Source organism: Mucilaginibacter sp. Bleaf8 (genome assembly GCF_018390515.1).
GTDB lineage: Bacteria > Bacteroidota > Bacteroidia > Sphingobacteriales > Sphingobacteriaceae > Mucilaginibacter.
This window is the reverse complement of record NZ_JAHBBK010000001.1, coordinates 1,784,725-1,810,360: the sequence shown is the minus strand read 5'-3', so window position 1 is coordinate 1,810,360 and position 25,636 is coordinate 1,784,725. Positions and strand designations below refer to the sequence as shown.

The window sequence follows — 25,636 nt, the reverse complement described above, 5'->3', positions numbered from 1 at the left end:
TTATTTAAGGCATAGGCAAAATTCATGAATAAACCGGCTAACGATTATATTAAGTATACAGGCATCGCCTTCCAGATGATTGTGATCATAGGAGCGCTCACCTTTGCCGGTTATGAAATTGACAAGCATGCCGGGCATACTACGCAATGGGTTACCGCTTTGTTGTCATTATTTGGTGTTTTTGCGTCTTTGTATCTTGTAGTTAAATCTTTAAAAAATTGAAGCGCTTTTTTATTGCTTTTGGCATTGCCACAGTAGCCATAGCTTTGCCACCGGCGCTGTTGGGCTTTACCGGTCAACAACAGGTGCTGGTTCCCGGATTTTGGCTGTTGTTCCAGTTTTTTTCGTCGCTAACTTTCCTGCTCTGTCTGGGTGTTATTTACGGGCAGCAGCGCAACGGTGAGCTGGGCGGGCAAATATTTCTGGGCGGAACTGCATTTAAGCTTATTTTATGCATGTTTTTTGCCTTGATTTATTTGTCCAAATACAAGGTAAATGACATCGTTTTTGTGGTCAACTTTTTTTACCTGTATTTCTTTTATACGGCTTTTGAAGTTTACAGTTTATTGACTAACTTGCGCGTCCAAAATAAAAAGTAAAAATCTCCCGATAAATGGATTTTAGGCACATTTTGAACTCAAAAAAAACTTTACTCAGCGTAATTTTAGGTGTTTTTTTTACACTAACCACGTGTAAAACTTTTGCTATACAAGGTGAGGGTAGCACCACAGAGGCTAAAAATGCGGAGCAGGAAGCCTTTAATCCTACAACTGCAATTCTGGAGCACATTGGCGACTCGCACTACTGGCATGTGGGCGGTGAAACTTCTATCGCATTACCTGTAATTCTTTTCACTGATAAAGGTACCGAATTCTTCTCGGCAAGCGAGTTTCATCACGGTCATGAAGCACATCAAGGTAAGTACTATACTTACAAGCTGGTTGAAGAAAAAATTCGCGTAGTAAATGCTGCCGGCGAAGTGGATAAAGAAGCTTCAAAGCATATCTACGATTTTTCGATCACTAAAAACGTGGTGGCTTTATGGATTGCCGGTATTTTGTTGCTGGTTATATTCATGAGCGTAGCTGCTGCTTACCGTAAGCGTGTGGGTAAAGCACCTAAAGGTTTGCAATCGTTAGTTGAGCCGGTGATTATGTTTGTGCGCGACGAGATTGCCCGCCCGAACATTGGTTACCGTTACGAACGCTACATGCCTATTTTGCTAACCATTTTCTTCTTTATCTGGATCAATAACCTGTTGGGTTTGGTGCCTATCTTTCCGGGTGGTGCTAACGTTACTGGTAATATCCTGATGACTTTCGTGCTATCATTTATTGTGATGCTGGTGGTTAACTTCAGCGCAAATAAATACTATTGGAAACACATCTTTATGCCACCAGTACCTGTTTGGTTGTATCCAATCATGATTCCGGTGGAGCTGATCGGTGTAATTTCCCGCCCGTTTGCGTTGATGATTCGTTTGTACGCAAATATTTCAGCCGGTCACATTATCGTATTAAGCTTAATTGCCCTGATCTTTATCTTCAAAACCTTATTCATTGCACCGGTGTCAATCGCATTCGTGTTGTTTATGGATGTGCTCGAGTTGTTGGTAGCGTTTCTGCAGGCTTTCATCTTTACCATGCTTACTGCACTGTTTATCGGTACTGCAGTTGAAGAGCATCATCATTAATCTGAAAAATAATTATACACTATATTAACTTTTAAATTTTAACAAACATGACTGGAAGTATTGCTGCATTAGGTGCAGGTTTAGCAGTTATCGGTGCTGGTATCGGTATCGGTCAGGTAGGTGGCAAAGCTATGGAAGGTATTGCTCGTCAGCCTGAAGCTTCTACTAAAATCCAAACTGCGATGATTATCGCTGCGGCCCTTATTGAAGGTGTTGCACTGTTCGGTGTGGTAGTTGCCCTGTTAGGTAAATAATTTTTACCGACTCAAAAAATTAAAACCTTACTTGCAGCGGTTGGCAGCAGGTAAGGTTTTATAAAGTTAAAAGTGTAGTTAAGTTATAACTGAAAATATAAATGGAAGAGTTATTTGACGGTTTATTAAATGATCATTTAGGCTTTGTGGTTTGGGCCGCATTAGCATTTGTTATCCTGCTTATCCTGCTGGCTAAGTTTGCCTGGAAACCTATCATGGGTGCCATCAGCGAAAGAGAGCGTTCTATTGAGGATGCTTTATTGAAAGCTGAGGCTGCTAAAGAAGAAATGGCCCGCTTAACCAACGAAAATGAGCAACTGTTAAAACAAGCCCGTGCTGAGCGCGACTTGATTTTAAGCGAAGCCCGCAAACTGAAAGACCAGATTGTAAACGAAGCTAAAACACAGGCAAATGTTGAAGGTGCCCGCATGATTGAGCAAGCCCGTTTAGAAATCAACAGCCAGAAAGCAATTGCCTTAGCTGATGTGAAAAACCAGGTAGCTGCATTATCAGTTGAAATTGCTGAGAAATTGCTGCGCAAGGAGCTGGCCGATCAGAAAGCTCAGGACGAAATGGTTGCTGACTTATTAAGAGAAGTTAAAATAAGCTAATATCGAATTAGAACTTTAGGTTTCAGAATGTTGCGGTTTTATTAAGTACATTCGAAACTGAACATTCAATCTTCGGAATCAAAAAGATATGTCTGAATTAACAGTTGGATCCCGTTACGCAAAATCGCTGATTGACTTAGCCATTGAGCAAAATGCTTTAGAGGCTACCCAGCAGGATATGGCCTTTTTTGTGCGAACATTAAAAGCTAACCCTGAGCTTAATGCGGTATTGCGCAATCCGATCATATCACACGATAAAAAGCTGAAAGTGCTGGAAGGTGTGTTTACCGACAGGGTAAGTGCCAACACGCTTGCATTTTTCAAAATCATGATAAACAAAGGACGTGGCGAGGTTCTGTTCTCGGCGGCTAAAGAGTTTATCAACCAATATAACATCAAGCAAAAGATTGTTAATGCTAAGGTAGTTTCGGCAGCACCCCTGTCTGAAGCTAACAAACAGCAGATTGTTGCCGATGTACAAAGCATTGCCGGCGCACAGGTTAACCTGCACGCGGTAGTTGATCCGTCATTAATTGGTGGCTTTGTATTAACCGTTGGCGACAGACAAATCGATACCTCAGTAGCCACCAGTTTAAAAAGGCTGCAAAAGGATTTTGCTCAGAAAGTAGTATAAGTTAAATAAGAAACAAACTCTAAATAAAACAACAATGGTAGAGGTTAGACCAGACGAAGTATCGGCCATCCTGCGTCAGCAGCTGTCGGGCTTTAAGTCAGAATCTGAATTAGAAGAAGTGGGTACCGTACTCCAGATTGGTGACGGTATTGCACGCGTTTATGGCTTAACTCAAGTACAATCAGGCGAGCTGGTTGAGTTTGAAAATGGTTTGCAAGGTATCGTACTGAACCTTGAAGAAGATAACGTGGGTGTGGTATTGCTGGGTAAATATGATGAAGTGAAAGAGGGCGATACCGTTAAACGTACCGATAAAATTGCTTCATTAAAAGTAGGCGAAGGTATGCTGGGCCGTGTGGTTAACACACTGGGCGAGCCTATTGACGGTAAAGGACCAATTGCAGGTGCTACTTACGAAATGCCTTTGGAGCGTAAAGCGCCAGGCGTTATCTACCGTCAGCCGGTAACTGAGCCATTACAAACCGGTATCAAAGCTATTGATGCTATGATTCCGATTGGTCGTGGTCAGCGTGAACTTGTAATCGGTGACCGTCAGGTTGGTAAAACTGCGGTTTGTATCGATACCATCATCAATCAAAAAGAATTTTACAATGCCGGTCAGCCGGTAATCTGTATATATGTTGCCTGTGGCCAAAAAGCTTCTACCGTTGCGAACATTGTTCGTACACTGGAAGAGAATGGCGCTATGGCCTACTCAATCGTAGTAGCGGCTAACGCGTCAGATCCTGCGCCAATGCAGTTCTTCGCGCCGTTTGCCGGTGCTGCTATCGGTGAGTATTTCCGCGATACCGGTCGTCCTGCATTGATCGTGTATGATGATTTGTCAAAACAAGCGGTAGCTTACCGTGAGGTGTCATTGTTACTGCGTCGTCCACCGGGCCGTGAGGCTTATCCTGGTGACGTGTTTTATCTGCACAGCCGTTTATTAGAGCGTGCCGCTAAAATTAACAGCAATGATGAGATTGCCCGTCAAATGAACGACCTTCCGGAGTCAATCAAACACCTGGTAAAAGGTGGTGGTTCATTAACAGCTTTGCCGATCATCGAAACTCAGGCTGGTGACGTATCTGCTTATATCCCAACCAACGTAATCTCTATTACTGACGGTCAGATATTCCTGGAATCAAACCTGTTCAACGCAGGTGTGCGTCCGGCTATCAACGTAGGTATCTCTGTATCACGTGTGGGTGGTAACGCGCAAATCAAATCCATGAAAAAAGTTGCCGGTACCTTGAAATTGGATCAGGCACAATACCGTGAGTTAGAGGCGTTCTCTAAATTCGGTTCTGACCTGGATGCGGCTACCAAAAACGTAATTGACAAGGGTGCCCGTAACGTGGAGATCCTGAAACAAGGTCAGTTTGCGCCGGTAACTGTTGAAAAACAGGTAGCTATCATTTATGCAGGTACTAAAAACCTAATGCGTAATGTACCTGTAAACAAAATCAAAGAATTCGAAAACGAATTTACCAGCCAACTGGAAATGCGTCATCCAGAAACTTTAGCAGCCCTGAAAGCTGGTAAATTTGATGACCAAATTACCGGTGTTTTAGAGCAAGTTGCTAAAGAACTGGCAGGAAAGTATTAATTATTTGTTAGTATCAAGTAGCAAGTATCAGTTATCAAGAAAGCATAATTGATACTTGCCTTATAGAAAGAAGTATTAAGTTGAGTATTGAAGGATGACGGTGTGGTTCAAGCCCATCTTGATACTTGACATATAATACCGGATACCCCAAAAAGAATGGCTAATTTAAAAGAAGTAAGAAACCGCATTGCATCTGTAAACTCTACGCAGCAAATCACCAAAGCCATGAAAATGGTTTCGGCAGCTAAGCTGAAAAGAGCTACAAATGCTATTGTTGAGCTGCGCCCTTATGCTACAAAGCTGAAAGAGATGCTGGCTAACTTATCAGCAAGTATTGAAAATGCGGCTTCGCCGTACCTGCAAGAACGTGAGCCTGCCCGTGTACTTATCGTGGTGGTATCATCAAACCGTGGTTTGGCAGGGGCTTTCAATGCTAACGCCATTAAAGCAACCAACAACCTGATTGCTGATAAATACAACGACCAGTTTAAAGCTGGTAACGTATCTATCGTAGCTATTGGCCGTAAAGCTCAGGATTTTTACCAGAAGCGCAACTTCAACGTAATTGGCGATAACAACGAGGTATATGCAGATCTGACTTTTACCAACGTGTCTAAAATTACAGAAGCCATTATGCAGGGTTTCATCGACGGACAGTATGACCGCGTTGAACTGGTGTACAACCACTTCCGTAATGCTGCCGTACAGGTATTGGTTACTGAGCAATTATTGCCTGTGCCAAAAGCGGAAGAGCAGGAAGATTCGGGAAAACTGAAAACCAAAGGTTCAGCACAAGCCCAACAAACAGATTATATCCTGGAGCCTTCGCAAAGCGCTATTGTTGAGCAACTGATACCAAAGAATATCAAAATACAGCTTTACCGTGCGGTATTGGATTCTCATGCTTCTGAGCATGGTGCACGTATGACCGCCATGGATAAAGCCACTGAGAATGCCGGTGAATTATTGAAAAACCTGAAGTTATCATACAACCAGGCCCGCCAGGCAGCCATCACTACCGAGCTTACGGAGATTGTGAGTGGTGCTGCAGCTTTATCGAATGGATAATTTTTATCATCGTAAGATTTTTAAAAAGCCGGAAGAACTTTCTTCCGGCTTTTTTTGTTATTAGCATATTGGTTGAAGTAACTTGCTGTAAACTATCAGCCATGAAACCTATTCACTTTACCATTCTCTTATATGCAATCTTTCTGTTTGCCGGCAGCAAAGTAAGCGCACAAGCAATTCATAAAACTAAGTACAGTGTTAACGGGCTTACATTTAATTACTGTTATATGGAGCCTACAGGTAAGGTTAAAGGCATAGTTGTACTATTGCCCGGAGCAGGTGAGGCTATTAAAAGTGTTTTTTCTAAAACTAAGCTTCCTCAGTTATTAGCTGCCAAAGGCTTTGTTACTATTGTTCCGGAAATACATACTTTATTGTATGCAGACCAATATAGTATAGATGTGCTGGATGCTGTAATCCGTCAAGGACAACAGAAATTCAATATACTTCCATATATTATTGGTGGCTTTTCGGCTGGCGGCGCTATTGCAACAAGGTATGCGGAGTACGTACTTGCCAAGGATACTTCAAGTGCTCTTAAAGGTTTAGTAGTTGTTGACGGGCCGTTAGATTTGGAACGATTGTACACAACAGCAGAGCACATGATAGCAAGCTGCAGCGGTATCATCCAAAAAGAAGGCTATTAAATTAAGGCGCAGCTTGAGCAAGTTATGGGCGGCCCGCCGCAGTTACAGCCCCAAAAATATCAGGAATACTCATCCTTTACCCACAGCATAATCAACGGAGGTAACGCCAGTCATTTAAAAAATCTACCTATCAGGCTTTACAGTGAACCTGATATAGATTTTATTAAAAAAACTTACTGCTCTGAGCTAACCTATGAAAATATCAATGCCTGCGATTTGGATCGGCTGAATAAGTTTTTACAAAGTATTGGAAACACTAAAACCACATATATCACCACGCAGGGTAGGGGATTTCATAGCTGGAATATTATAGAGCCACTTAATTGTGCTGATTGGATTACCGCTATTTGCCAATAAAACGATGTGATTAAGCAAGAACAGGGATTGTAACAAGGCTGTTACGTGCCTGATGGGTAGGTTACTTTTGTGGCAAATGTGGTATCAATATAAAAATCACAAAACCTATTGCTATGAAAATGAATCACTTATTGGTGCTCCTGGCCGCGCTTTGCCTGTTGGCTGCCTGTAAAGGCCGGGGTAATTATGAACCAATTAATAACGAAAAAGCTTATGCTATCCAGACAGATACTGCTTTTACCGATACAGACAGTGTAAAGCTTGTGAAAACTGCGCAGATGAGTATGAAGGTGAAAGACATTCACCGAGCCAGCGAAAATATTGTGGCCCTAACAGAAAGCTACCGGGGCATGGTCATGCACCACGACGAGCAATCAACCGTAGATCGAACGAATGATATACGTCGTAATGATGATTCAATAATGCGGGTTTCTTCTTTCAGTACAACGGCCAGCATCACGGTAAAAATACCGTCAGACAGCTTAGAGCACTTCATGACCAAAGTTGGTAAGATGGGACTTTACGTGAATATGCGTAAAATGGATATCGAGGATCTAACGCTTGATTACCTAAGTAATAAGCTGAAGCTCGAAAGCCGTACGCAAATCATCAGCCAGCAAAAGAAAGGTAAGATCATCATCAAAAACCCAGCGGATGTACTGGCACTTAAAGATGATATGGTAGACCAGAAAGTAACCAACTTACGTACAGATGCTGCCGCAAAAAACAGTGTACTTGAGCTGAGCCTGTTCGCTAATAACACAATACTAAAAGAAATTATACCGAATGACGATCCTACCGTTTACCGGGCACCGCTGTTAAGCCGCTTAGGCTTTGCACTGGCCAACGGCTGGAACTTATTTGCCGACATAATAATTGGCTTAACCAACCTGTGGGTGTTCTTCCTGATAGGCGCGCTTGCGTGGATAGGTTACCGCGCTTATAAACGCAGAAAGCAGGTAGGGTTATCTAATATTTAAGTAAAAAAGCATTAGCAATTTTACGTAAACATTTATATTTTTGTCGGCAACATAAAAAGTACTCCGATGGATTCAATGCAAAAAGCTAACTCGACCAATATTTATATTATCATAACAGCAGCTGTAATTATAGGCCTTGCGGGTGTATTTGTCCGCTTCCTGGACGAGATCTGGGGCCACGGCTTTTTGTTCACCAGCTTATCAAACATCATTTTGATTATTGGTATCCTGATTGCCTTGAAAGGTGTGTTTTCCATCTTAAAAGCTTAGTTAAAAGTCTGCACTGATTTATTATAAATAAAACGGGTTTCCTGAATATTCAGGAAGCCCGTTTTGCTTTGTGGATTTTCTGTTTATTTAGGATGATACCCCGATTCGTTTAGCAGCTGCTGGGCATCATTCATATTCATTAATTGTTGCAGGGTAACGTTAGTGTGGTTTTGCATGTAAGTGCGCACAATCTGCCAGCCGGTCCATATAGCCAGCTTAGGTGCCGATTCGTTATTTTCACCCAGTCCGGGGGTAAAAGGAGCTTCGTTCAGGTACTTTTGAATTTTCTGATAGTCGGTTTCATACAGCAGGTTTTCTTCCAAAAAGTATCCCCAAACGTTTTTCTCAAAGTGCTGGCACCATTCCAGTTGTTTACCGGTATAGCCAATCTTCAGGGTGTCGGGGGCATCGGGTAATACCTGATCCATAAAGTACATGATTTTGCCTTCGTAAACCATTTTGGCCAGCAATGATTTGTCTTTCTCACGCTCGCGGAACATGTCCTCGCGGGCAATTCCCTCAACCACACGTGGCGTAATGTTATCGGGCGTAAACCTGCGCGAAATATAATGTGGAAAAGTGTTGATAAGCGCCGGGTAGAATTTATTGCCGGCACCTAAAAACAGATCCAATCCTACGGCAAAGTAATCATTACCGATAGAAGTTTGTGCCTGAAAGCCTGATACGTAGGCATACACTTTAGGCAGCTGTTTTTGCGGGTAGTAATACTTAATGTGCTTAAATGCATCTGTAAGCTCGGCTTCCTGCTTTTCCAGGTTGGGGAATACGAGGTCAACCTCCTGCTTCAAATCATTGTAGGGCTTGCCCGCAAATACACGGCGCAGATTGCCATAACTGGCGGCCGTATCAGTTACAGCGCCGGCTTGTAATATGCGTTCCATAAAATCCACATAAAAGCTGGCGTAGCGGTTATAAAGCAACTGCGCTTTGGGATGAATAGGAGGCGTTCGCAGCTTATCAAAATCATCATCAAAGCGTTCAATATGCACCTGCAGGTTAATGTTGCTTACATCAACTTTTTTATTGCGCTGGCAGGCTGTTAGCAGGGCGACAGCTAAAAAATACAGGTAAAAATGTTTTACTTTGCTTTTACTGGACATCATCATTGTCCATTATAAACAAAATTAATTGTTTTGAGTTGCAATTAAATAAAGCAACTTATCTAAATATATCTGTCTTGATCGTATGAAAATCGCCTTAGCTCAGCTTAACTATCATATTGGCAACTTTGACGCCATTACGGCTAAAATAATCGATGCTTTGGATAAAGCCCGGCAACAGGGTGCCGACCTGGTAGTTTTTGCCGAACTCTGCATCAGCGGCTATCCGGCCCGCGACTTTTTAGAGTTCAAAGAATTTATTGGCTTGTGCGAAGATTCGGCACAAAAAATTGCTGCTGCCTGCACCGATATTGCGTGCATTATTGGCACCCCTACCATCAACCAGCACAGAAGCAAAGGTGGCAAGGCGCTGCATAATTCAGCATACTTTATTGCCGATGGTGAAGTAAAACAGGTAGTGAACAAAGCCCTGCTGCCCAATTATGATGTGTTTGATGAATACCGCTACTTTGAACCCGAAACGCAATTTTCGGTAGTGGAATTTAAAGGTCGCCGTATAGCGCTTACCGTTTGTGAGGACTTATGGAACACCATCGAAAACCCGCTGTATGTAACCCGCCCCATGGACGAGCTGATTAAGCAAAACCCGGATGTGATGATTAACATCGCAGCATCGCCGTTTGCTTACAACCACGACGAAGAGCGTATACAGATACTGGGTGATAATGCAAATTATTATAAGCTGCCGCTATTTTATGTGAACCATGTAGGCGCACAAACCGAAATTGTATTTGATGGCGGTTCGCTGGTATTTGATGCGGAAGGTAAACTGGTAGATGAGATGCCTTATTTTGAAGAGTGCATAGCCTACTACACCCTAAATGATGATAACACCATAACACCCAACCAGCCGGTAACTACAAAGGAAGAGCGCCAAAGTGATATTGAACAAATATACCTGGGGCTTATTTTAGGCATTCGCGATTATTTTTACAAATCGGGATTTACCAAAGCAACATTGGGCTTATCGGGCGGTATTGACTCTGCCGTGGTAGCAGCTTTGGCTGTTGACGCGCTGGGGGCCGAAAACGTAATGGGTATTTTGCTGCCATCTAAATACTCAACCGGTCACTCGGTATCAGATGCCGAAGCCCTGGTGCAAAATTTGGGTTGTAAATCCGAAACGATAGCTATTAAAGCAGTAACCGATGCATTTGACGAAGCGCTGAAACCGCAATTTGAAGGACTGCCTTTCAATATAGCCGAAGAAAACTTGCAGGCCCGCAGCCGCGCAGTTATACTTATGGCTATGTGTAATAAATTCGGTTACATTCTGCTCAATACCAGCAATAAGAGCGAGGCTGCAGTAGGTTACGGTACGTTGTATGGCGATATGTGCGGCGGTATTTCAGTTTTAGGCGATGTGTACAAAACACAGGTTTATCAACTGGCTAAATACATCAACCGGGATCGGGAAATCATTCCGCAAAATACCATCGTAAAACCACCTTCAGCTGAGTTACGCCCGGATCAGAAAGATTCCGACTCTTTGCCTGATTACGATACGCTGGATACGATTTTGGTGGAGTACATAGAGCACCGCCTTTCTTCAACCGAAATTATACGTATGGGATACGATGAGGCTACCGTGCGTAAAGTAATTAAGCTGGTAAACACGGCTGAGCATAAGCGTTACCAAACACCGCCTATTTTGCGGGTATCGCCAAAAGCTTTTGGTATGGGCCGCCGTATGCCTATTGTAGGTAAATACTTGTCTTAATAACTTAAATTATCAATAAAATCAAAAGGTGCCTACGCTAATAAGCACCTTTTGATTTTATTGGTCCTGTTTCATTGTGGTTCTGTTTTGTTTACAGGAGTGGTAGCAGCTGTAGCGATAGCCGGTGCGGGTTTAGCCGCTTCTTTAGGTGCCTCGGCCACAACTTTGGCCTCCTTAGCTGCCGCAATAGCAGGCTCAGCTTTATCCTTAAAAGTTTTAAGCTCGGCTAACAGCGCCTCATTTTTTGTGCTCCATTCTTTTTCCTGGTTTTGCAATCTGCTTACATCGGCAGTAAGTTTTGCAAGCTGCGCCTTTTGATTTTCAATGATGCCATTACGGGCAATCAGGGCCTCGCGCAGGCTATCAGTTTTGCTTTCCATTCTTTTAATCAGCCCGCTGTTTACTTCAGCAGCTCCTTCTATTCGTGCTAATTTCACCTCCAGTTGGTGTGTACTCTCCTCCCTGGCATGTAATGCTTTCTGTAAGCTATCCACCTGCTTGCTGAGCAATTGAATAACTTCTTTTTTGCTCTGGGCTTTCACGCTGGCCAAACCGCAACATGCTAAAACAGCAAATGCCATCATTAATCTTCCTTTTGCCATAATCTGTTATTTTTATTTGGTTAAAAGCTACTGTGCCGGTAAGCAGACCGGCGTATTGGTTAAGAAGCAAGTGGATAACCCAGCACAAAAAGTTCAGGCTGATTGCAAGTCAGCAAAAGCATTATTAGGGGAGAAGTTCTGTGGAAATATTTTTTATTTATAGTTAAGTAACGCCATTCGCAATAAAATAGTTTAAGCGTTTCTGAACTTTTATAAAATTAATTAATGAAGCGTAAACGGTTGATATTTAGAACTTAAAATAATTCGTTAAAACGGCTGCCATGCAAACAACTTAAGGCTTTCTCGGCTTATATCACATACATCTAACTATGATATAAATTATGAAGAAGATAAGTTTTGTGGTGATTCTATTTCTGCTGGGTAGTTTGTTTGCAGCCTGTTCAAGGTACACTTATTATGCCGTAGGAAGCAATAATACCAATCTGAGCCGTTACCATACCTTTGCGTGGTTACCGGCCGTTAAAAATGCAAGCAGTAGTGCCTACAATAGTGATATTACCGACCAGCGTATTAAAGAAGCGGTTACTGAAAACCTGGAGCAACGAGGCCTGATGCTAAAAGCTAAAAAACCGGATCTGCTGGTGCGCTACAGCATTATGGTAAGCGATAAAGAACGGGTTTACGATCAGCCTGTGTATGATTACGCAGGTGGTGGTGTTTATCCGGCGGTAGGTATGTACCGGGGGCGCCGTTTTTACTACTATCGTTACAGCAATCCGTACCCGGTTTATGTAGGCGATGATGTTGAAAGAGTGCCCTATAAAGAAGGTACGCTGATGATTGATTTGGTTGATCGCCAGAGCCATAAAGTGATTTGGCGGGGTTACGGCGTTGGCGAAGTAGATAACCCGGCAAAGGCGATACAGGATATTCCTAAAATTGTTTCGGGCATCATCAAAAAGCTGCCTTTAACGCCTCAAAATCAGCGATAAAAAATATCAGGAAAAAAGTAATTCCGGGTTAAACCTTCCGTTAGATTAAAGTCTAATAAACTAAGACAAAAATCACATGAACAGAAAATGGTATATATGGCTGGTACTGTTAAGCCTGTCAGTACTTTCAGCCTGTTCGAGCTACAGGTATTATAAAGCTGGCGATAGCTTTATTAGCTTAAACAAGTACAAAACTTTTGCCTGGGCGCAAAACTTACCTAACCGTAAACCGGATAGTATAGTAAACGACCAAAAAGGTTTAGGAGCGCGTTTAAACTATTTGAATAACAATCGTTATTTCAAAAGCCCGGAGGCTGCCCGTACAATCAAAACAGCAACCGTTACTATTTTGCAAAGCAAAGGTTTAACCTTGCAAGAAAGCAACGCCGATCTGCTGGTACGTTACACTACCCTGGTTGACAGGGGTACCCGCAATGCCTACTACGGAGGCTACCCATACTATGGCGGCTTTTACGGCGGCTGGGGTTGGGGATGGCGCCGCCCCTGGTTTGGTTATGGCGGCTGGGGTGGCTATGGTTACGGTTATGGCTACCCGGTTAAAGAGCACTTTAAAGAAGGTGTACTTGCCATTGAGCTGATTGACAGCCGCACCCGCGAAACCGTTTGGATTGGCTATGGTGCAGGCGAGTTGAGCCGCAACCCTGAAAAAGTTATTGCCCAATTACCTAAAGTGGTAGATGGTATCTTTAAACAGTTACCGGTAAGCCACTAAGCTTAAAAAGGCTTCAAACAAAAAGCCCGTTTGGTAAATTCCAGACGGGCTTTTTGCTTTCTGATTGCCTGCTTAGAAAGCAGCATGCAGCGTAATTGTGAAATCCTTTGTGAGTGGATGCCCGGCCGGGATTACAACCGGGTTAAGGTGCTCCTCTCCATCAGCTTCGGCCGCAAAAAAGCCATTTTCTTCTTTTATAAATACAGAATATTTACCGGCAGGTAATTTTACCTGATAATAGCCGCTGGCATTGCTTTGCGTACGGGCAACCAGCTTTGTATTTATCTGACTAAAAAGCGGCATCTGGCCCGAGGTGCCTTTTGATGTAGTTGGCCGGTATATCAGTATCTCCCGCTTTACACCACGGCTTTTGCCTGTCGTTCTGCCCGGGCCGGGCATTTGGTTGCCGCTCAAGTAATAAATATGCCCTTGCAGAAGGGTTGCCGACGGGGTTCTTTTCTTGGCTTTACAGGCTATAAACAAACCGCATCCTATCAGTGCCAGTAATTTGAAGGTGGTTTTTACTGTCATAAAATAATTCATAATTAATTGAAGCAAACGTGCATACGGCTTCAATACGAGGAACATTAATTAAACGAAATTCGTTAAACTTACACAAAGTTTTGCTGAGTAACGCCGGCACCTCATTTCTGGTTTCTATATGAATAAATTTTACGCAAAAATTGTTGCCGGGCTATTATTTCTGGGGCTAACCGCCAATGTGTCGATGGCGCAAACGCCGTTGGTAAGTACTGCTAAAAAAGCGGAGCTTGATCAGTTGTCGGCACGGCTTAATAATACCTACAGCGCATTTTTGCAAAAGGCGCAACTCCTGGCGCCACAACATAACTGGAGTATTCGTAAGCGCACTAAAAATGGTACTGTTCTTTCCTTACAACGTTTAACACCTGCGGGCTTTCCTATTTTTTATAAAACCTTTAACAATGTTATTGCAGCAGCAACCACGCGTACTACCGATGTGCAGCAGGGCGGCAGCTTAGGCTTAAACTTGTCGGGCTCCAGTTCATTTTTGAATGGTAAACTGGGTTTATGGGATGGCGGTGTGGTATACAGCGCCCACCAGGAGTTTGCTGGTAAAAATATTACGTTGGGCAATTCGGTAGCATCCGATCTGCATACTACACACGTAGCCGGCACCATGATAGCTAAAGGTGTGTACGCCCCGGCAAAAGGTATGGCATCTAATGCGGCAACGTTATTGTCTTACGATTTTGATAATGATATTGCCGAAATGAGTTCGGCGGCACCCAACCTGCTGCTCTCTAATCACTCCTATGGCGTTATTGCCGGCTGGAACTTTAACGAAGAAGAGGCACGTTGGGAATGGTATGGCCTGCCAGGCGATACGGTAGATTACAAATTCGGTTTTTACGATGCCGATTGCCAGAGCGTTGACCAGATTGCCAATAGCGCACCTTATTACCTGATAACGGTTGCATCGGGTAACAACCGGGGCTATACGGGGCCGGCAGTAGGGCAAAATTATTACGGCTTTCGCAGCCGTACCGATCCAACTTTGATAAGTAAAGGAGCGCGGCCTGCCGGCATTAGCAGCAACAACGGCTTTGATAATATGCCTGGTTTTGCCAATGCCAAAAACGTACTTAGCGTTGGGGCTGTTAATCAATTGCCTTACGGACCAACAAGCCGTCAGGATGCCACGATAGCTTATTTTAGCTCTATAGGCCCTACTGATGACGGCCGTATCAAGCCTGACATTTGTGGCGATGGCGATGCCGTTCTATCTACCAGTAACAGTAGTCCGACGGCTTACACCACCTTATCGGGTACCTCAATGGCTACGCCAAATGTTACCGGATCATTATACCTTTTGCAAGAGTACTATGCACAGCAAAACAATGGCAGCTTTATGCGCTCGGCCACATTAAAAGCGCTGGTATGCCATACTGCCTTTGATGCCGGGAACGTAGGCCCCGATTACACATTTGGCTGGGGTATACTGGATACCCGGCAGGCAGCCCAAACCATTACCGGTAACGGAACAAAAAGCATGATCCGTGAAAATACACTGCAGCAGGGGCAACCGCAAACCATCACGGTGGTAGCTTCGGGCAATGGTATACTGGCTGCCACCATAGCCTGGACCGACCCACAGGGTAGTGTTTCGGCTGATGGTACTATTAATAGCCGGGCACCAAAGCTGGTTAACGATCTGGATATACGCGTAAGCGATGGCAACAATACCTATAACCCTTGGATTTTGGATGTAAACCGTCCCGGAGCAAGCGCTACCCGCGGTGATAACGTAAGGGATAATGTGGAGCAGGTACTAATTGAAAACACAGTTCCGGGTAAAAGCTATACTATCACTATCACTAATAAAGGTACATTGCAAGGCGGTTCTCAACCTTACGCACTGGTTGTAACCGGCGTTGGAGGCGCTAATTATTGTGCATCAGGTCCAACCTCAAGCGCCGACTCGCGAATAGACAATTTTATGCTGGCCAACATCAGTAATACACCGCAGGCTGGTTGTACTACTTACTCCAATTACACCAACCTTACAGCCCAGTTGGAGCAGGGACAAACCTATCCGCTCAGTATTAGATTAGGTACTTGCGGTGCCAATTTTAATAAAATAGCCAGGGTGTTTATTGACTGGAATGCCGATGGTACTTTTAATAATACGGATGAACTGGTAGCTACTACCAATGTTATTAATGGCACCGGAACTTACACTACCAATATCACTGTACCGGGTACCGCCGTGCCGGGTAATTATAGCCTGATGCGTATTGTGCTGGTTGAAACGAATAACGCTGGTACCATATCGGCCTGCGGTAGCTACAATAAAGGCGAAACGCAAGATTACAGGGTACAATTTATACAACCTGCCGTTAATGTGGCAGCTATATCGGTAAGTGCCAGTACTGTGGGCGGAGCCTGTGCCGGGCCAAGTAATATTTCGGTGCGCCTGAAGAACTTAGGATCGCAGGCTATCAGTAACATCCCGGTTGTTGTAACAATTACGCCACCTAACGGGCAGGTAATTACCCTTAAAGAAACTTATACAGGTACCTTAAACAGCCAGGCCGAAGATGATTTTACGCTGAACGGCATGTTTACCACGATCTCGGGTGCAACCTATGCTGTTACTGCTGTGGCCACTTTGCCTAATGATTTAGTGACGAATGATAACCAAGTCAGTGCAAACTTAGTTACCGGAAGCATACCCGTTCCAACTGATCTGGCGGCCTACCACTGTGATGATAGTAAGCAGTATCTGCTCACCGGATCGGGTACCGGGCAGTTGCTGTGGTATACCACGCCAACAGGCGGTACGCCGGTTGCCTTGGGTAATAATGCACTAACTGCAACTACACCGGTTAATAACACGTACTATGCAGGCTTGAATGATTTTAGCGCAAGCGTTGGCCCTGCTACCAAGAATGTAATTGCCGATGGTACTTATACGCAGGCTACCAGTTCGGTACAGGTAACCACGAAGATACCGGTTGTTATCAAGAGTGCAAGGATGTATATCGGCAACTCAGGCAGCATCCGCATCACGGTTACCAATGCTAACGGCGAGGTGGTTGCCACCCGGAATTTTAATGTCACGGCTACTCGTACTACACCGGGCAGTGGTATACAGCCAAACGATCCGAATGATGCCGGAAAAATATATAACCTGAATTTGCTGCTGCCCAATCCTGATACCTACAATATTTCAATTGCTTATGGTGGTGGTGCAACAGTGTTCAGAAACAACAGCGGTACTGTTGCCTATCCGTTTAGTATTGGTAATATATTTAGTATAACAAGAAATGATGCAGTATCGCCTACCAATCCGTCTGATACCACTTATTACCGTAACTTCTATTATTACTTTTATGATATGCAGGTGGCAAGTGCAGGCTGTGCTTCCGTAAGCCGCCAAGCTGTTACGGTAACATCGCCGGTTATTACCCAAAATGGAACAACACTGGTATCCAGTATGCCAAGTGGTAATCAGTGGTATTTAAACGGTACAGCCATAGCCGGAGCAACTGGTCAAACTTTTAGACCGGCACAAAGCGGAAACTATCAGCTCATCAACGTACTCACTACGGGCTGTACCGCTATATCACCGGTTTATACGTATCTTAAAACAGATGGTGTCGTGAACGGCTCGGCCGATATTGGTCTGTCGGTTTATCCCGTTCCGGCCACCACAACACTGAATTTTGGCTTCGAGGCACCTACCACAGGTAATTTAATATTGTCATTAATAAACAGTACCGGGCAAGTGGTATACAATAGTAAGTCAACTGTATCATCAGGTAAGTATTATAACAATATCAACGTATCTAACTTAGCACCGGGTACATACGTGCTTAGGTTAATATTAGGACAAAAAGTTTACAGCAGTAAAGTAATTATAGGCAGGTGATTATGATCTGGTAACTCAAACTACTTAATAAGCAAAGAGGCCTGTTTCTATTGAAACAGGCCTCTTTGCTTATATTGATAATATCGAATATTAGAACGTGTATTTTATACCCAGTCCCGGCGCAATGTCAAAGAACGGACCACGGCCCAACTCCAGTCTGGGATTTAAATCCAAACTTACCGCAATTGGGCTTTGCGGAATAACGTACTCTAACCCTAAAACTGCATCAGCACCTATCAAAATGCTGCTGCTGTCATAAAATTCATCATCGCCGCTGAATTTTTTATAACGGCCGCTGCCAACTGCACCTAAGTGAGCACCTGCACCGTAGTACAGTTTTAGTTCAGGTACATCGAATACGGTTTGGTGTTTTTCCCACAAGCCGGTAAGCACAGCACCGTGGCTGCGAAAGCCTAAGATACCCTCTATGGCTACATCATTCTGCATAAAGTATTTGCCCGATATGCCGTTTTCATATCCACCGAATTTTAATCCTAATGCGTAAGGATAGGTTTGTGCATGCGCCCGCTGGCTAAACAGCAGCGCAAATGCCGAAATAACAAGTAATAAGGTTGCTTTTTTCATCATAGTGTTTTTTGTAAATAACGTTGGTTTTAAAAATTTATGCCCTTCCTTTTTATTTATTCAAAGGCCCTTTGTTTTATATGGTTGATGTTCACCAAGATTAATTTTTAGTCAGACGCACAGTTCACATCACCGTTTAACCGGCAATTATATTAAATTAGAGGCATAGCACATTACAATTCTTTAAAATGAATTTAAACTCATCATTTACCAATAGGCTTATTCTTCTTGTTTTAGGGGCGTTTACAACGGCTGCCTTGCATGCGCAAACCAGCAATCAGGACAAACCTTGCTATAAGGGTATGGTGGTATGCGCCTATCCTGATGCGGCGCAAGCCGGTCTGTCAATCCTCAAAAAAGGTGGTAATGCAATTGATGCTGCGGTAGCTGTGCAGTTTGCACTGGCTGTAACTTTGCCCGAAGCCGGCAATATAGGTGGTGGTGGCTTTATGGTTTACCGGTCGGCTAAAGGTGAAACCAATACGCTCGATTTTAGGGAAAAAGCACCGGGCAAAGCCAGTGCCGATATGTATCTGGATGAGGCAGGTAATGTTATTCCAGATAAAAGCTTGTATACCCACCAGGCTGCAGGTGTACCCGGCTCGGTTGACGGGATGGTTGAGGCGCACCACAAATACGGTAAGCTTCCGTGGGCTACCCTGGTGCAACCAGCCATTGAACTGGCGCGAAATGGTTTTAAAGTAACCCGGCACCTGGCTGATGATTTAAACAAGAGCCAGGCTGATTTTAAAAGGCTGAACCCAGGCAAAGGCTACTTTTTGAAAGATATCCCATGGCAGGAAGGTGATTTGCTGGTGCAGGAGGATTTGGCAAAGACGCTCACGCTGATTCGTGATAAAAAGCGCGATGGATTTTATAAAGGTACAGTTGCCGGACAACTGATAGCAGAAATGCGTACCGGCAACGGATTGATTTCCCAAGCCGATTTAGACAAATATCATTCCGTATGGCGCAAGCCTGTAATTGGGAAGTATAAGCAATATAAGGTGATTACCATGCCGCCGCCATCAAGCGGAGGTATTGCGTTGCTACAGTTGCTGCATGCTGTAGAAAAATACCCGTTGAGTCGCTGGGGGCATAACCGCGATTCAAGCGTGCAGTTAATGGTTGAGGCGGAACGCCGTGTGTATGCCGACAGGTCTAAATACCTGGGCGATCCGGATTTTTATAAAGTGCCGGCAGATAGCTTGTTGCGGCCGACGTATATGGATGCCCGTATGCAAAATTTTGACTGGAATACAGCAACGCCAAGCAGCAACATAAAGCCCGGCAGCTTTGCCGGATACGAGAGCGATCAGACAACGCATTACTCTATTGTTGACCGTGATGGCAATGCTGTATCAATCACTACCACACTTAATGGTTCGTTCGGCTGCAAAATATTTGTAAAGGGCGCAGGTTTCCTTTTGAATAACGAGATGGATGATTTTAGTGCTAAGCCAGGTACCCCGAATATGTTTGGCCTTGTTGGTGGCAAAGCCAACAGCATACAACCTGGCAAACGCATGTTATCATCCATGACGCCTACTATTTTGGAAAAAGATGGTAAGTTGTTTATGGTAGTAGGCACGCCGGGCGGCTCAACTATTATCACCTCTGTTTTTCAAACTATACTAAATGTTATTGAGTATGGCCAGGATGTGCAGAGAGCTGTAGCTTCCGGGCGTTTCCATCATCAATGGCTGCCGGATATTGTAACGGCTGAAATAGGAGCGCTTAATAACGAAACCCGAAGTATACTTGCAAAAAAAGGCTATATTATTAAAGAGGGTGGTACTATCGGGCGGGTGGATGCTATTGTGAAAGCGCCTCAAGGGTATTACATGGGCGGTGCCGATCCGCGCGGTGATGATACTAAAACGGGCTGGTGACGGACTATCTATCTGCAAATAGCAATTTAAGTAGTTTGCTGTAAAATAAATTACAACAGGTAGAGTTTAATATCCTATCATTGCAGTTACGCATTGCGTTAATCTAACTTTGGTATACATGGCCAGCAAGCTAAAACCCCATCAGGAAACCATTGATTATTTAGTGAAGATTGTGTGGCAGAATATGGCTAATCGCTACAACCAGATCGTGGCCGATTTTGGTATTACACAATCTATTGGCTATTTGCTTATTAATATTGATGAGGAGGAGGGCACAACCGTTTCACAGGCAGCTGCACTGATGGGCCTAAAATCAACCAGCTTATCGCGTATGTTAACCCAGCTCGAAACCACGAATTTGATTTACCGCCAGTCCAATAAAGGCGATAAGCGGTCGGTAAAAGTATTTCTTACCGATCTGGGTAAGGAAAAACGCCAACTGGCCAAGGTGCTGGTTAAGCAATTTAATGGCTACCTCAATGAACACTTAACCGACAGGGAAAAAACGCAATTGGTAAACACCCTGAAAAAGCTAAATCAGCTTACGCTTGGCTTTAAGCCATAATGTATTGCATTTCAATACTTATTGTTGCATTTCACCGTTTTAGCTCGTAAACCAATAATAAGTGTTAAAAATTGTTAAGCTGCTTATTTTGAATTTTAAAACAATAAATTTGCCGTTTCAAATGGTAGGCGTAAATAAATTAGGGATTTTGATTGCATTAGCTGCATTACTTTTCGCATCCTGTGAAAAAGCAGATACCGGTGTAGTTATTAATGCCGATCAGGCTGCTATTGATGACAAAATTGTGCTGGACTATATAGCATCACAAGGTCTTGATTCTGTAAAACGGGTAGAGAATGTAACATCAACCGGTTTGCCGATTAGTGACAAAGATACTATCGGGGTTTTTTACAAGGTGATTGATAAAGGACCGGTGGCTACCCTGTACAATCCCAACTCGAGTAAAGTAACTGTAGGATATACCGGCAAGGTAGTTACCTCGGGTAAGATTTTTGCTCAAACCGGTGATATTCATCCGTCATTTAGCCTGGGTGAGGTAATCAAAGGGTGGCAGTTAGGAATCCCTAAAGTAAACAAAGGCGGCACAGTGCGTTTGTTTATCACTTCGCGCTATGCTTACGGGCCTTATGCTCAACCCAGTTTAGGCATGCCGGCCAATGCTGTGCTCGATTTTACTATTAAAGTATACGACGTAACGAACTAAAATAAATGAAATTAACTTACTTAACGCTTTTTTTACTGATTACCCTGGGTTTTGTATCGTGCCGCAAGGATAAAAATGATATTGATATTAAGACGCATGATGAACAGCAAATAACTAATTACATTTCTGCCAATGGTCTTACCAACATGAAAAAGGCTGAAGGCGATACATCAGGTATTTATTACGAAATATTGTCGCAAGGAACAGGCAAAGCTATTGCTCCTTATGATACGATATCCTATGTTTTAAGCCAAAAAACAGTAGATGGCCTGCATCAAAGCACAGATACTATAGCAAATCATCTTTTTGGTTTTGCTGGTCAAATATCTCCAAAAGGTTTGCAACTGGCTATAAATAATTTGATGAAAACTAAAGGAACCCGGGCAAGAGTAATTGTGCCATCCCGTTTGGCTTATGGTATAAACGGGTTCTCAACCGGCGATAACCGCATCAGAGGTAACGAATCAATTGTGTATTATATCCATGTAATTGATAATCAAAAGGCATATGATGAGCAAAGCATTCAAAGCTATTTCAAAAATAACAATATAAACCCTGCGGAATTTACCAGAATCAATTCCGGAACCTACGAAGGGTTGTATTATAAAATCAGGAAACAAGGTACTGGTACAACATTAATTAAGGACAACTCAACAGTTAGTGTTACTTACCGTGGACAGTTACTGAATAACGTCGTATTTGATCCGTCTAATTATACAGCAGAAAATAATGCCAGCACCTTTACGGTTGACCTATCAAATAAGGGAAGTGTAGTGCCGGGCTTCGAATACGCTGTATCATTAGGGCAAAAAGAAGGTACGGATTTAACCGTTATTATGCCTTCCCGACTGGGTTATGGCCGGTCTACTCAAGGTACTAGTATACCAACAAGCAGCTGTTTGTTTTTTGAAATGAGTATAGGTACTGTAACTAACCCGTAACTTACGGCTTAGCTACAGCAGCACGGTAAACCTGCAATGCACGTGCTTTACCCTCTTTGTTATCAATAATGGGTTTTGGATATTGGCTGGTGCCATACTCCGGAACCCATTTTTTTATGTACTGCATTTTGGCGTCGAACTTTTTGAGCTGTGCCTCGGGGTTAAAAACCCTGAAATAAGGCATTACATCAGTACCCGAACCTGCTACCCACTGCCAGCTGCCTATGTTGGTTGCTGCTTCGTAATCCAGTAGTTTGCGGGCAAAGTAATGCTCGCCCCAGCGCCAGTCTATCAGCAAATGTTTTACCATAAAGCTGGCTGCTACCATGCGTACCCGATTGTGCATAAAGCCGGTTGCATTCAGTTCGCGCATACCGGCATCTACCAGCGGGTAGCCGGTTTTGCCCTGGCACCAGGCGTCAAACTCCTGCTCGTTGTTGCGCCATTCTATACGATCAAACGCTGCACGGTAAGCATGCTTTTCCGTATCCGGGAAATGATCAAATATCATCATGTAAAACTCGCGCCATATCAGTTCGCCCAGCCAGGTTTGCTCTCGGCTGATGGCTGCCCGTGCTGCATCCCTGATGCTGACGGTGCCAAAGCGTAAATGTATCCCTATACGTGATGTTCCCTTTTTGTCCGGAAAATCGCGGTCGCGCGCGTAATCGTCTATAATGTGTTGGTACTCTGTTTCGGGGAAAGGAATATCACTTTCTGTAAATCCCATCTCCGTTAAGGTTACATTCGGTAGCGGTTGAGTTTGATATAATTTGTGCAGATACTTTTCGGTTGGGTAGGAGCTCAGGTAAAAATCGTTAATCTTTTTAAGCCAGCGCTTTTTGTATGGGGTAAACACGGTATAAGGTTTACCGTCGTCTTTCACAACTTCATCCCGCTCAAATATCATTTGGTCTTTAAAAGTGTAAAATGGAATGCCCTGCTGCTGCAACTTTGTGCCAATGGCACCATCCCGCTGTTTAGCATAAGGTTCGTAATCGCGGTTGGTATAAACCTCGGCTACGGAGTAAGTTTGTAAAATATCATCCCAAGCCGCCTCGGGACGGTTGTATTTAACAATTAAGCTGCTGCCAGCCTGTTGCAGTTCATCGCGCAGCTTTTGTATGTATTGGTAAATAAAGGTTACGCGTGCATCGTCGCGGTCTTCCAACTTGTCAAGTATATCTCTGTCAAATATAAAAAGGCATACTACCGGATATTTGCCTTTCAGGGCGTGATATAAGCCGGCGTTGTCATGTAAACGCAGATCTCGCCTGAACCAAAAAATGCTGACGGGTGTCTTGTTATCCATAAATATCTTTCAAAGCATCAGTAACAATAGGGTAACGGAACGTGAAACCGGCCTGTTCTATTTTTGTGGCGGAAACCCGGGTGCTGCCCAGTACCACCAGACTCATTTCGCCAAAAATTAATTTCAATACAAAAGCAGGCACTTTAGGCAGCCACAACGGGCGGTTCAGTTGTTTAGCCACTGCTACAGTAAGTTGTAAGTTGGTTACCGGGTTGGGGGCTACCATATTGTATACGCCGGGTGGGCAGTGCCCATCAATAGCGTACAAGTACATATCTACTACATCCTGCCAATGTATCCAGGGTATCCACTGTTGCCCGTTACCTAATGCCGATCCTGCACCTAATTTAACGGGTAAAGCTAACTGTGGTAGGGCGCCACCCTGTTTGGTAAGCACAACACCGGTGCGGAACTTGGTAATGTTGAGGCCCAAATGCTGCCCTTCATCCACTGCTTTTTCCCATTCAATGCAGCAGGTGCCCAAAAAGTCGTGTGCAGGGTAGCTATCCTCTGTAAGCAGCTCGTTGCCCCGGTTGCTGTAATAGCCCGTAGCCGATGCCGAGATAATGTTTTTTACCTGATGCGGATGCTTTTTAAGCAGGTCGTAAATTAACCGGATGGATTCTGTACGGCTGTCAATAAGTAACTTTTTGCGTTCGTTTGTCCATCGTTTGTCGGCTATGCCCGCGCCGGCCAGGTGTATAATGGTATCAACCCCGTTTATGCAGGCTTCGTCAATACGCTTTTGCTGTACATTCCACAAATAGGTTTGTACCTGCGGGTTTGTACCTGGCGTACGGCTTAAATGGCTAACCTGGTAACCCCGCTGCAATAACTCCTGCGTAAGGGTTTTACCTATGAGGCCGCTACCGCCGGTAATTAGTATGTGCTGTTTGGGCATGATCTGAAATTTACGGGTAAACGAATCTTATCAGCTTTTTACCTGGCAGGTAAAATCAGTAGACTGTAAGAGTGCCTGCTTAAAAGTAAGGCATTGATGTGGTATAATCTGCTTGATAGCATCATCGCGCGAAATAACATCGTATTTCAGGTTCTCTACCAGAGTTTTTGCGTGTGAGTAGCTGATAGGTGTCAGGTAATTGAGCCAATAAGAGGATAATGCTGCCGATACCTGTGGCAAGGTTATGATATTAGCCTTTGAGCGGCGGCAAACATCAGCATACACGGTTAACATCTCCCTGAACGTCAATATTTCAGGGCCGCTGATATGAAACTCGCTATCAAACGTGGCTTTATTTAATAAGCTGTCTACCAGGTAGGTAACTACATCGCAGGTAGCAATGGGCTGCTCCTGCGCCTTGGCCCATTTAGAGGCTATCAGTATAGGCGACTTTTTAGTCAGACCTTCCAATAACTCATTGGCAATACTACCCGGACCAATAATCATGGTGGTTTTTAACACAGTAAGCGCAGTATCAGCCCTCCGCAATATTTCCTCCACATGCTGGCGTGACAGGCCTGCCTCCGTTAGCTGATCATCAATTTCACTTAATGATATGATGTGTTTGCAATACGTATTATTGATGGCATCCACAAAGTTCTCTGCCGATAGGGCCTCCAGGCCGGCAAACCCGGAAGTTTGCGGTAATGCATTAACTAAGTAGTAAGCGGCATCAATATCTGTTGGCAAAGGCTCCATGTTACGCGCACGTAATAAGTCGCCTGTTACCAGGGTTACCTGCCCGGCATACGCACTTTGCTTTTCAAATAATTTTTTATCCCGTACCAGGCATACTACTACATGGCCTTCTTTAAGTAAAGCCGGTATGAGCCGGGAACCTATATAGCCATTGGCACCTGCAAGTAGTATCTTCATATGAAATATTGAAACAATGTAAAGGGCAGGGAGTTTGATGCTAATCCAAATTTGCAGCAAATAGTATCATTATTGTCCATAAACCATTCTTACAAAGGGGTGCTAAAATAAAAAGCCCAGTCTGTACAGACTAAGCTTTTATGTAAAATATGC

The 25,636-nt window shown here is 43.8% G+C and carries 26 protein-coding genes; 19 read left to right on the top strand and 7 right to left on the bottom strand.

The window, feature by feature from the left end:
- Positions 1-24: 24 nt before the first annotated feature.
- The 11 genes from KHS38_RS07870 to KHS38_RS07820 all read left to right on the top strand — a co-directional run bounded on the left by KHS38_RS07870 (position 25) and on the right by KHS38_RS07820 (position 8,123).
- Positions 25-222, top strand: a complete 198-nt coding sequence (locus tag KHS38_RS07870) for an AtpZ/AtpI family protein (RefSeq protein WP_213487943.1) — start codon at positions 25-27, stop codon at positions 220-222.
- Positions 219-599, top strand: a complete 381-nt coding sequence (locus KHS38_RS07865; RefSeq protein ID WP_213487942.1) for a hypothetical protein — start codon at positions 219-221, stop codon at positions 597-599. Before KHS38_RS07870 ends, KHS38_RS07865 begins: the two co-directional genes overlap by 4 nt.
- 14 nt (positions 600-613) lie before the next feature.
- The gene (gene atpB, locus KHS38_RS07860; RefSeq protein WP_213487941.1) at positions 614-1,693 is read left to right on the top strand and encodes a F0F1 ATP synthase subunit A; all 1,080 of its coding nucleotides are present in this window, start codon (positions 614-616) and stop codon (positions 1,691-1,693) included.
- Between the two features lie 47 nt (positions 1,694-1,740).
- Positions 1,741-1,947: an ATP synthase F0 subunit C gene (gene atpE / locus KHS38_RS07855; RefSeq protein ID WP_213487940.1), complete on the top strand. Its 207-nt coding sequence runs from the start codon at positions 1,741-1,743 to the stop codon at positions 1,945-1,947.
- Between the two features lie 101 nt (positions 1,948-2,048).
- Positions 2,049-2,558, top strand: coding sequence for a F0F1 ATP synthase subunit B (atpF, locus tag KHS38_RS07850; RefSeq protein WP_213487939.1), 510 nt, complete (start codon positions 2,049-2,051; stop codon positions 2,556-2,558).
- 88 nt (positions 2,559-2,646) lie between these two features.
- The gene (gene atpH / locus KHS38_RS07845) at positions 2,647-3,192 is read left to right on the top strand and encodes an ATP synthase F1 subunit delta (protein ID WP_213487938.1); all 546 of its coding nucleotides are present in this window, start codon (positions 2,647-2,649) and stop codon (positions 3,190-3,192) included.
- Positions 3,193-3,226: 34 nt separating this feature from the next.
- Positions 3,227-4,801: a F0F1 ATP synthase subunit alpha gene (gene atpA, locus KHS38_RS07840; protein ID WP_213487937.1), complete on the top strand. Its 1,575-nt coding sequence runs from the start codon at positions 3,227-3,229 to the stop codon at positions 4,799-4,801.
- A gap of 156 nt (positions 4,802-4,957) precedes the next feature.
- Positions 4,958-5,869 carry an ATP synthase F1 subunit gamma gene (gene atpG / locus KHS38_RS07835; protein ID WP_213487936.1) on the top strand — a complete coding sequence of 304 codons (912 nt, stop codon included), beginning with the start codon at positions 4,958-4,960 and terminating at the stop codon, positions 5,867-5,869.
- A gap of 101 nt (positions 5,870-5,970) precedes the next feature.
- Positions 5,971-6,516, top strand: a complete 546-nt coding sequence (locus tag KHS38_RS07830; RefSeq protein ID WP_213487935.1) for an alpha/beta hydrolase — start codon at positions 5,971-5,973, stop codon at positions 6,514-6,516.
- Between the two features lie 470 nt (positions 6,517-6,986).
- Positions 6,987-7,853, top strand: a complete 867-nt coding sequence (locus tag KHS38_RS07825) for a DUF4349 domain-containing protein (RefSeq protein ID WP_213487934.1) — start codon at positions 6,987-6,989, stop codon at positions 7,851-7,853.
- A gap of 66 nt (positions 7,854-7,919) precedes the next feature.
- Positions 7,920-8,123 carry a hypothetical protein gene (locus KHS38_RS07820; protein WP_213487933.1) on the top strand — a complete coding sequence of 68 codons (204 nt, stop codon included), beginning with the start codon at positions 7,920-7,922 and terminating at the stop codon, positions 8,121-8,123.
- A gap of 83 nt (positions 8,124-8,206) precedes the next feature.
- Here KHS38_RS07820 and gldB read toward each other — a convergent pair whose 3' ends face one another.
- Positions 8,207-9,247: a gliding motility lipoprotein GldB gene (gene gldB / locus KHS38_RS07815; RefSeq protein WP_502887928.1), complete on the bottom strand. Its 1,041-nt coding sequence runs from the start codon at positions 9,245-9,247 to the stop codon at positions 8,207-8,209.
- A gap of 82 nt (positions 9,248-9,329) precedes the next feature.
- Here gldB and KHS38_RS07810 point away from each other — a divergent pair, with 82 nt between their 5' ends.
- On the top strand, positions 9,330-10,985 hold the full coding sequence (locus tag KHS38_RS07810; RefSeq protein ID WP_213487931.1) for an NAD+ synthase: 1,656 nt from the start codon (positions 9,330-9,332) through the stop codon (positions 10,983-10,985).
- A gap of 71 nt (positions 10,986-11,056) precedes the next feature.
- Here KHS38_RS07810 and KHS38_RS07805 read toward each other — a convergent pair whose 3' ends face one another.
- Positions 11,057-11,587, bottom strand: a complete 531-nt coding sequence (locus KHS38_RS07805; protein WP_213487930.1) for a hypothetical protein — start codon at positions 11,585-11,587, stop codon at positions 11,057-11,059.
- Positions 11,588-11,928: 341 nt separating this feature from the next.
- On the opposite strand from KHS38_RS07805, the gene KHS38_RS07800 reads away from it, so the two are divergent.
- The gene (locus tag KHS38_RS07800; protein ID WP_213487929.1) at positions 11,929-12,540 is read left to right on the top strand and encodes a DUF4136 domain-containing protein; all 612 of its coding nucleotides are present in this window, start codon (positions 11,929-11,931) and stop codon (positions 12,538-12,540) included.
- A 76-nt stretch (positions 12,541-12,616) separates the two neighbouring features.
- Positions 12,617-13,273: a DUF4136 domain-containing protein gene (locus KHS38_RS07795; RefSeq protein WP_213487928.1), complete on the top strand. Its 657-nt coding sequence runs from the start codon at positions 12,617-12,619 to the stop codon at positions 13,271-13,273.
- 72 nt (positions 13,274-13,345) lie between these two features.
- Here the strand turns inward: KHS38_RS07795 and KHS38_RS07790 are convergent, their stop codons facing one another.
- Positions 13,346-13,804, bottom strand: coding sequence for a carboxypeptidase-like regulatory domain-containing protein (locus tag KHS38_RS07790; protein ID WP_213487927.1), 459 nt, complete (start codon positions 13,802-13,804; stop codon positions 13,346-13,348).
- A 130-nt stretch (positions 13,805-13,934) separates the two neighbouring features.
- On the opposite strand from KHS38_RS07790, the gene KHS38_RS07785 reads away from it, so the two are divergent.
- The gene (locus tag KHS38_RS07785) at positions 13,935-17,687 is read left to right on the top strand and encodes a S8 family serine peptidase (RefSeq protein ID WP_213487926.1); all 3,753 of its coding nucleotides are present in this window, start codon (positions 13,935-13,937) and stop codon (positions 17,685-17,687) included.
- Between the two features lie 90 nt (positions 17,688-17,777).
- Here the strand turns inward: KHS38_RS07785 and KHS38_RS07780 are convergent, their stop codons facing one another.
- On the bottom strand, positions 17,778-18,275 hold the full coding sequence (locus KHS38_RS07780; RefSeq protein ID WP_249665305.1) for a hypothetical protein: 498 nt from the start codon (positions 18,273-18,275) through the stop codon (positions 17,778-17,780).
- A gap of 185 nt (positions 18,276-18,460) precedes the next feature.
- Here KHS38_RS07780 and ggt point away from each other — a divergent pair, with 185 nt between their 5' ends.
- From ggt to KHS38_RS07760, 4 genes are all read left to right on the top strand, one after another.
- Positions 18,461-20,164 (top strand): gamma-glutamyltransferase, encoded by a 1,704-nt coding sequence (ggt, locus tag KHS38_RS07775; protein ID WP_213487925.1) that lies wholly within the window; start codon positions 18,461-18,463, stop codon positions 20,162-20,164.
- Positions 20,165-20,282: 118 nt separating this feature from the next.
- A complete protein-coding gene (locus KHS38_RS07770; protein WP_213487924.1) occupies positions 20,283-20,729 on the top strand; it encodes a MarR family winged helix-turn-helix transcriptional regulator in 447 nt (148 codons plus the stop codon).
- Positions 20,730-20,817: 88 nt separating this feature from the next.
- Positions 20,818-21,393 (top strand): FKBP-type peptidyl-prolyl cis-trans isomerase, encoded by a 576-nt coding sequence (locus KHS38_RS07765; RefSeq protein WP_213487923.1) that lies wholly within the window; start codon positions 20,818-20,820, stop codon positions 21,391-21,393.
- 5 nt (positions 21,394-21,398) lie between these two features.
- On the top strand, positions 21,399-22,334 hold the full coding sequence (locus tag KHS38_RS07760) for an FKBP-type peptidyl-prolyl cis-trans isomerase (protein ID WP_213487922.1): 936 nt from the start codon (positions 21,399-21,401) through the stop codon (positions 22,332-22,334).
- Between the two features lies 1 nt (position 22,335).
- Here the strand turns inward: KHS38_RS07760 and KHS38_RS07755 are convergent, their stop codons facing one another.
- Genes KHS38_RS07755 through KHS38_RS07745 form a run of 3 tightly spaced genes read right to left on the bottom strand, consistent with a single transcriptional unit; the run spans position 22,336 to position 25,483 of the window.
- A complete protein-coding gene (locus KHS38_RS07755; protein ID WP_213487921.1) occupies positions 22,336-23,646 on the bottom strand; it encodes a cryptochrome/photolyase family protein in 1,311 nt (436 codons plus the stop codon).
- Complete coding sequence (locus KHS38_RS07750) at positions 23,639-24,547, bottom strand: TIGR01777 family oxidoreductase (RefSeq protein ID WP_213487920.1); 909 nt, start codon at positions 24,545-24,547, stop codon at positions 23,639-23,641. The genes KHS38_RS07755 and KHS38_RS07750 overlap by 8 nt, the downstream gene beginning before the upstream one ends.
- A gap of 30 nt (positions 24,548-24,577) precedes the next feature.
- Positions 24,578-25,483 carry an NAD(P)H-binding protein gene (locus tag KHS38_RS07745; RefSeq protein ID WP_213487919.1) on the bottom strand — a complete coding sequence of 302 codons (906 nt, stop codon included), beginning with the start codon at positions 25,481-25,483 and terminating at the stop codon, positions 24,578-24,580.
- Between the last annotated feature and the right edge of the window lie 153 nt (positions 25,484-25,636).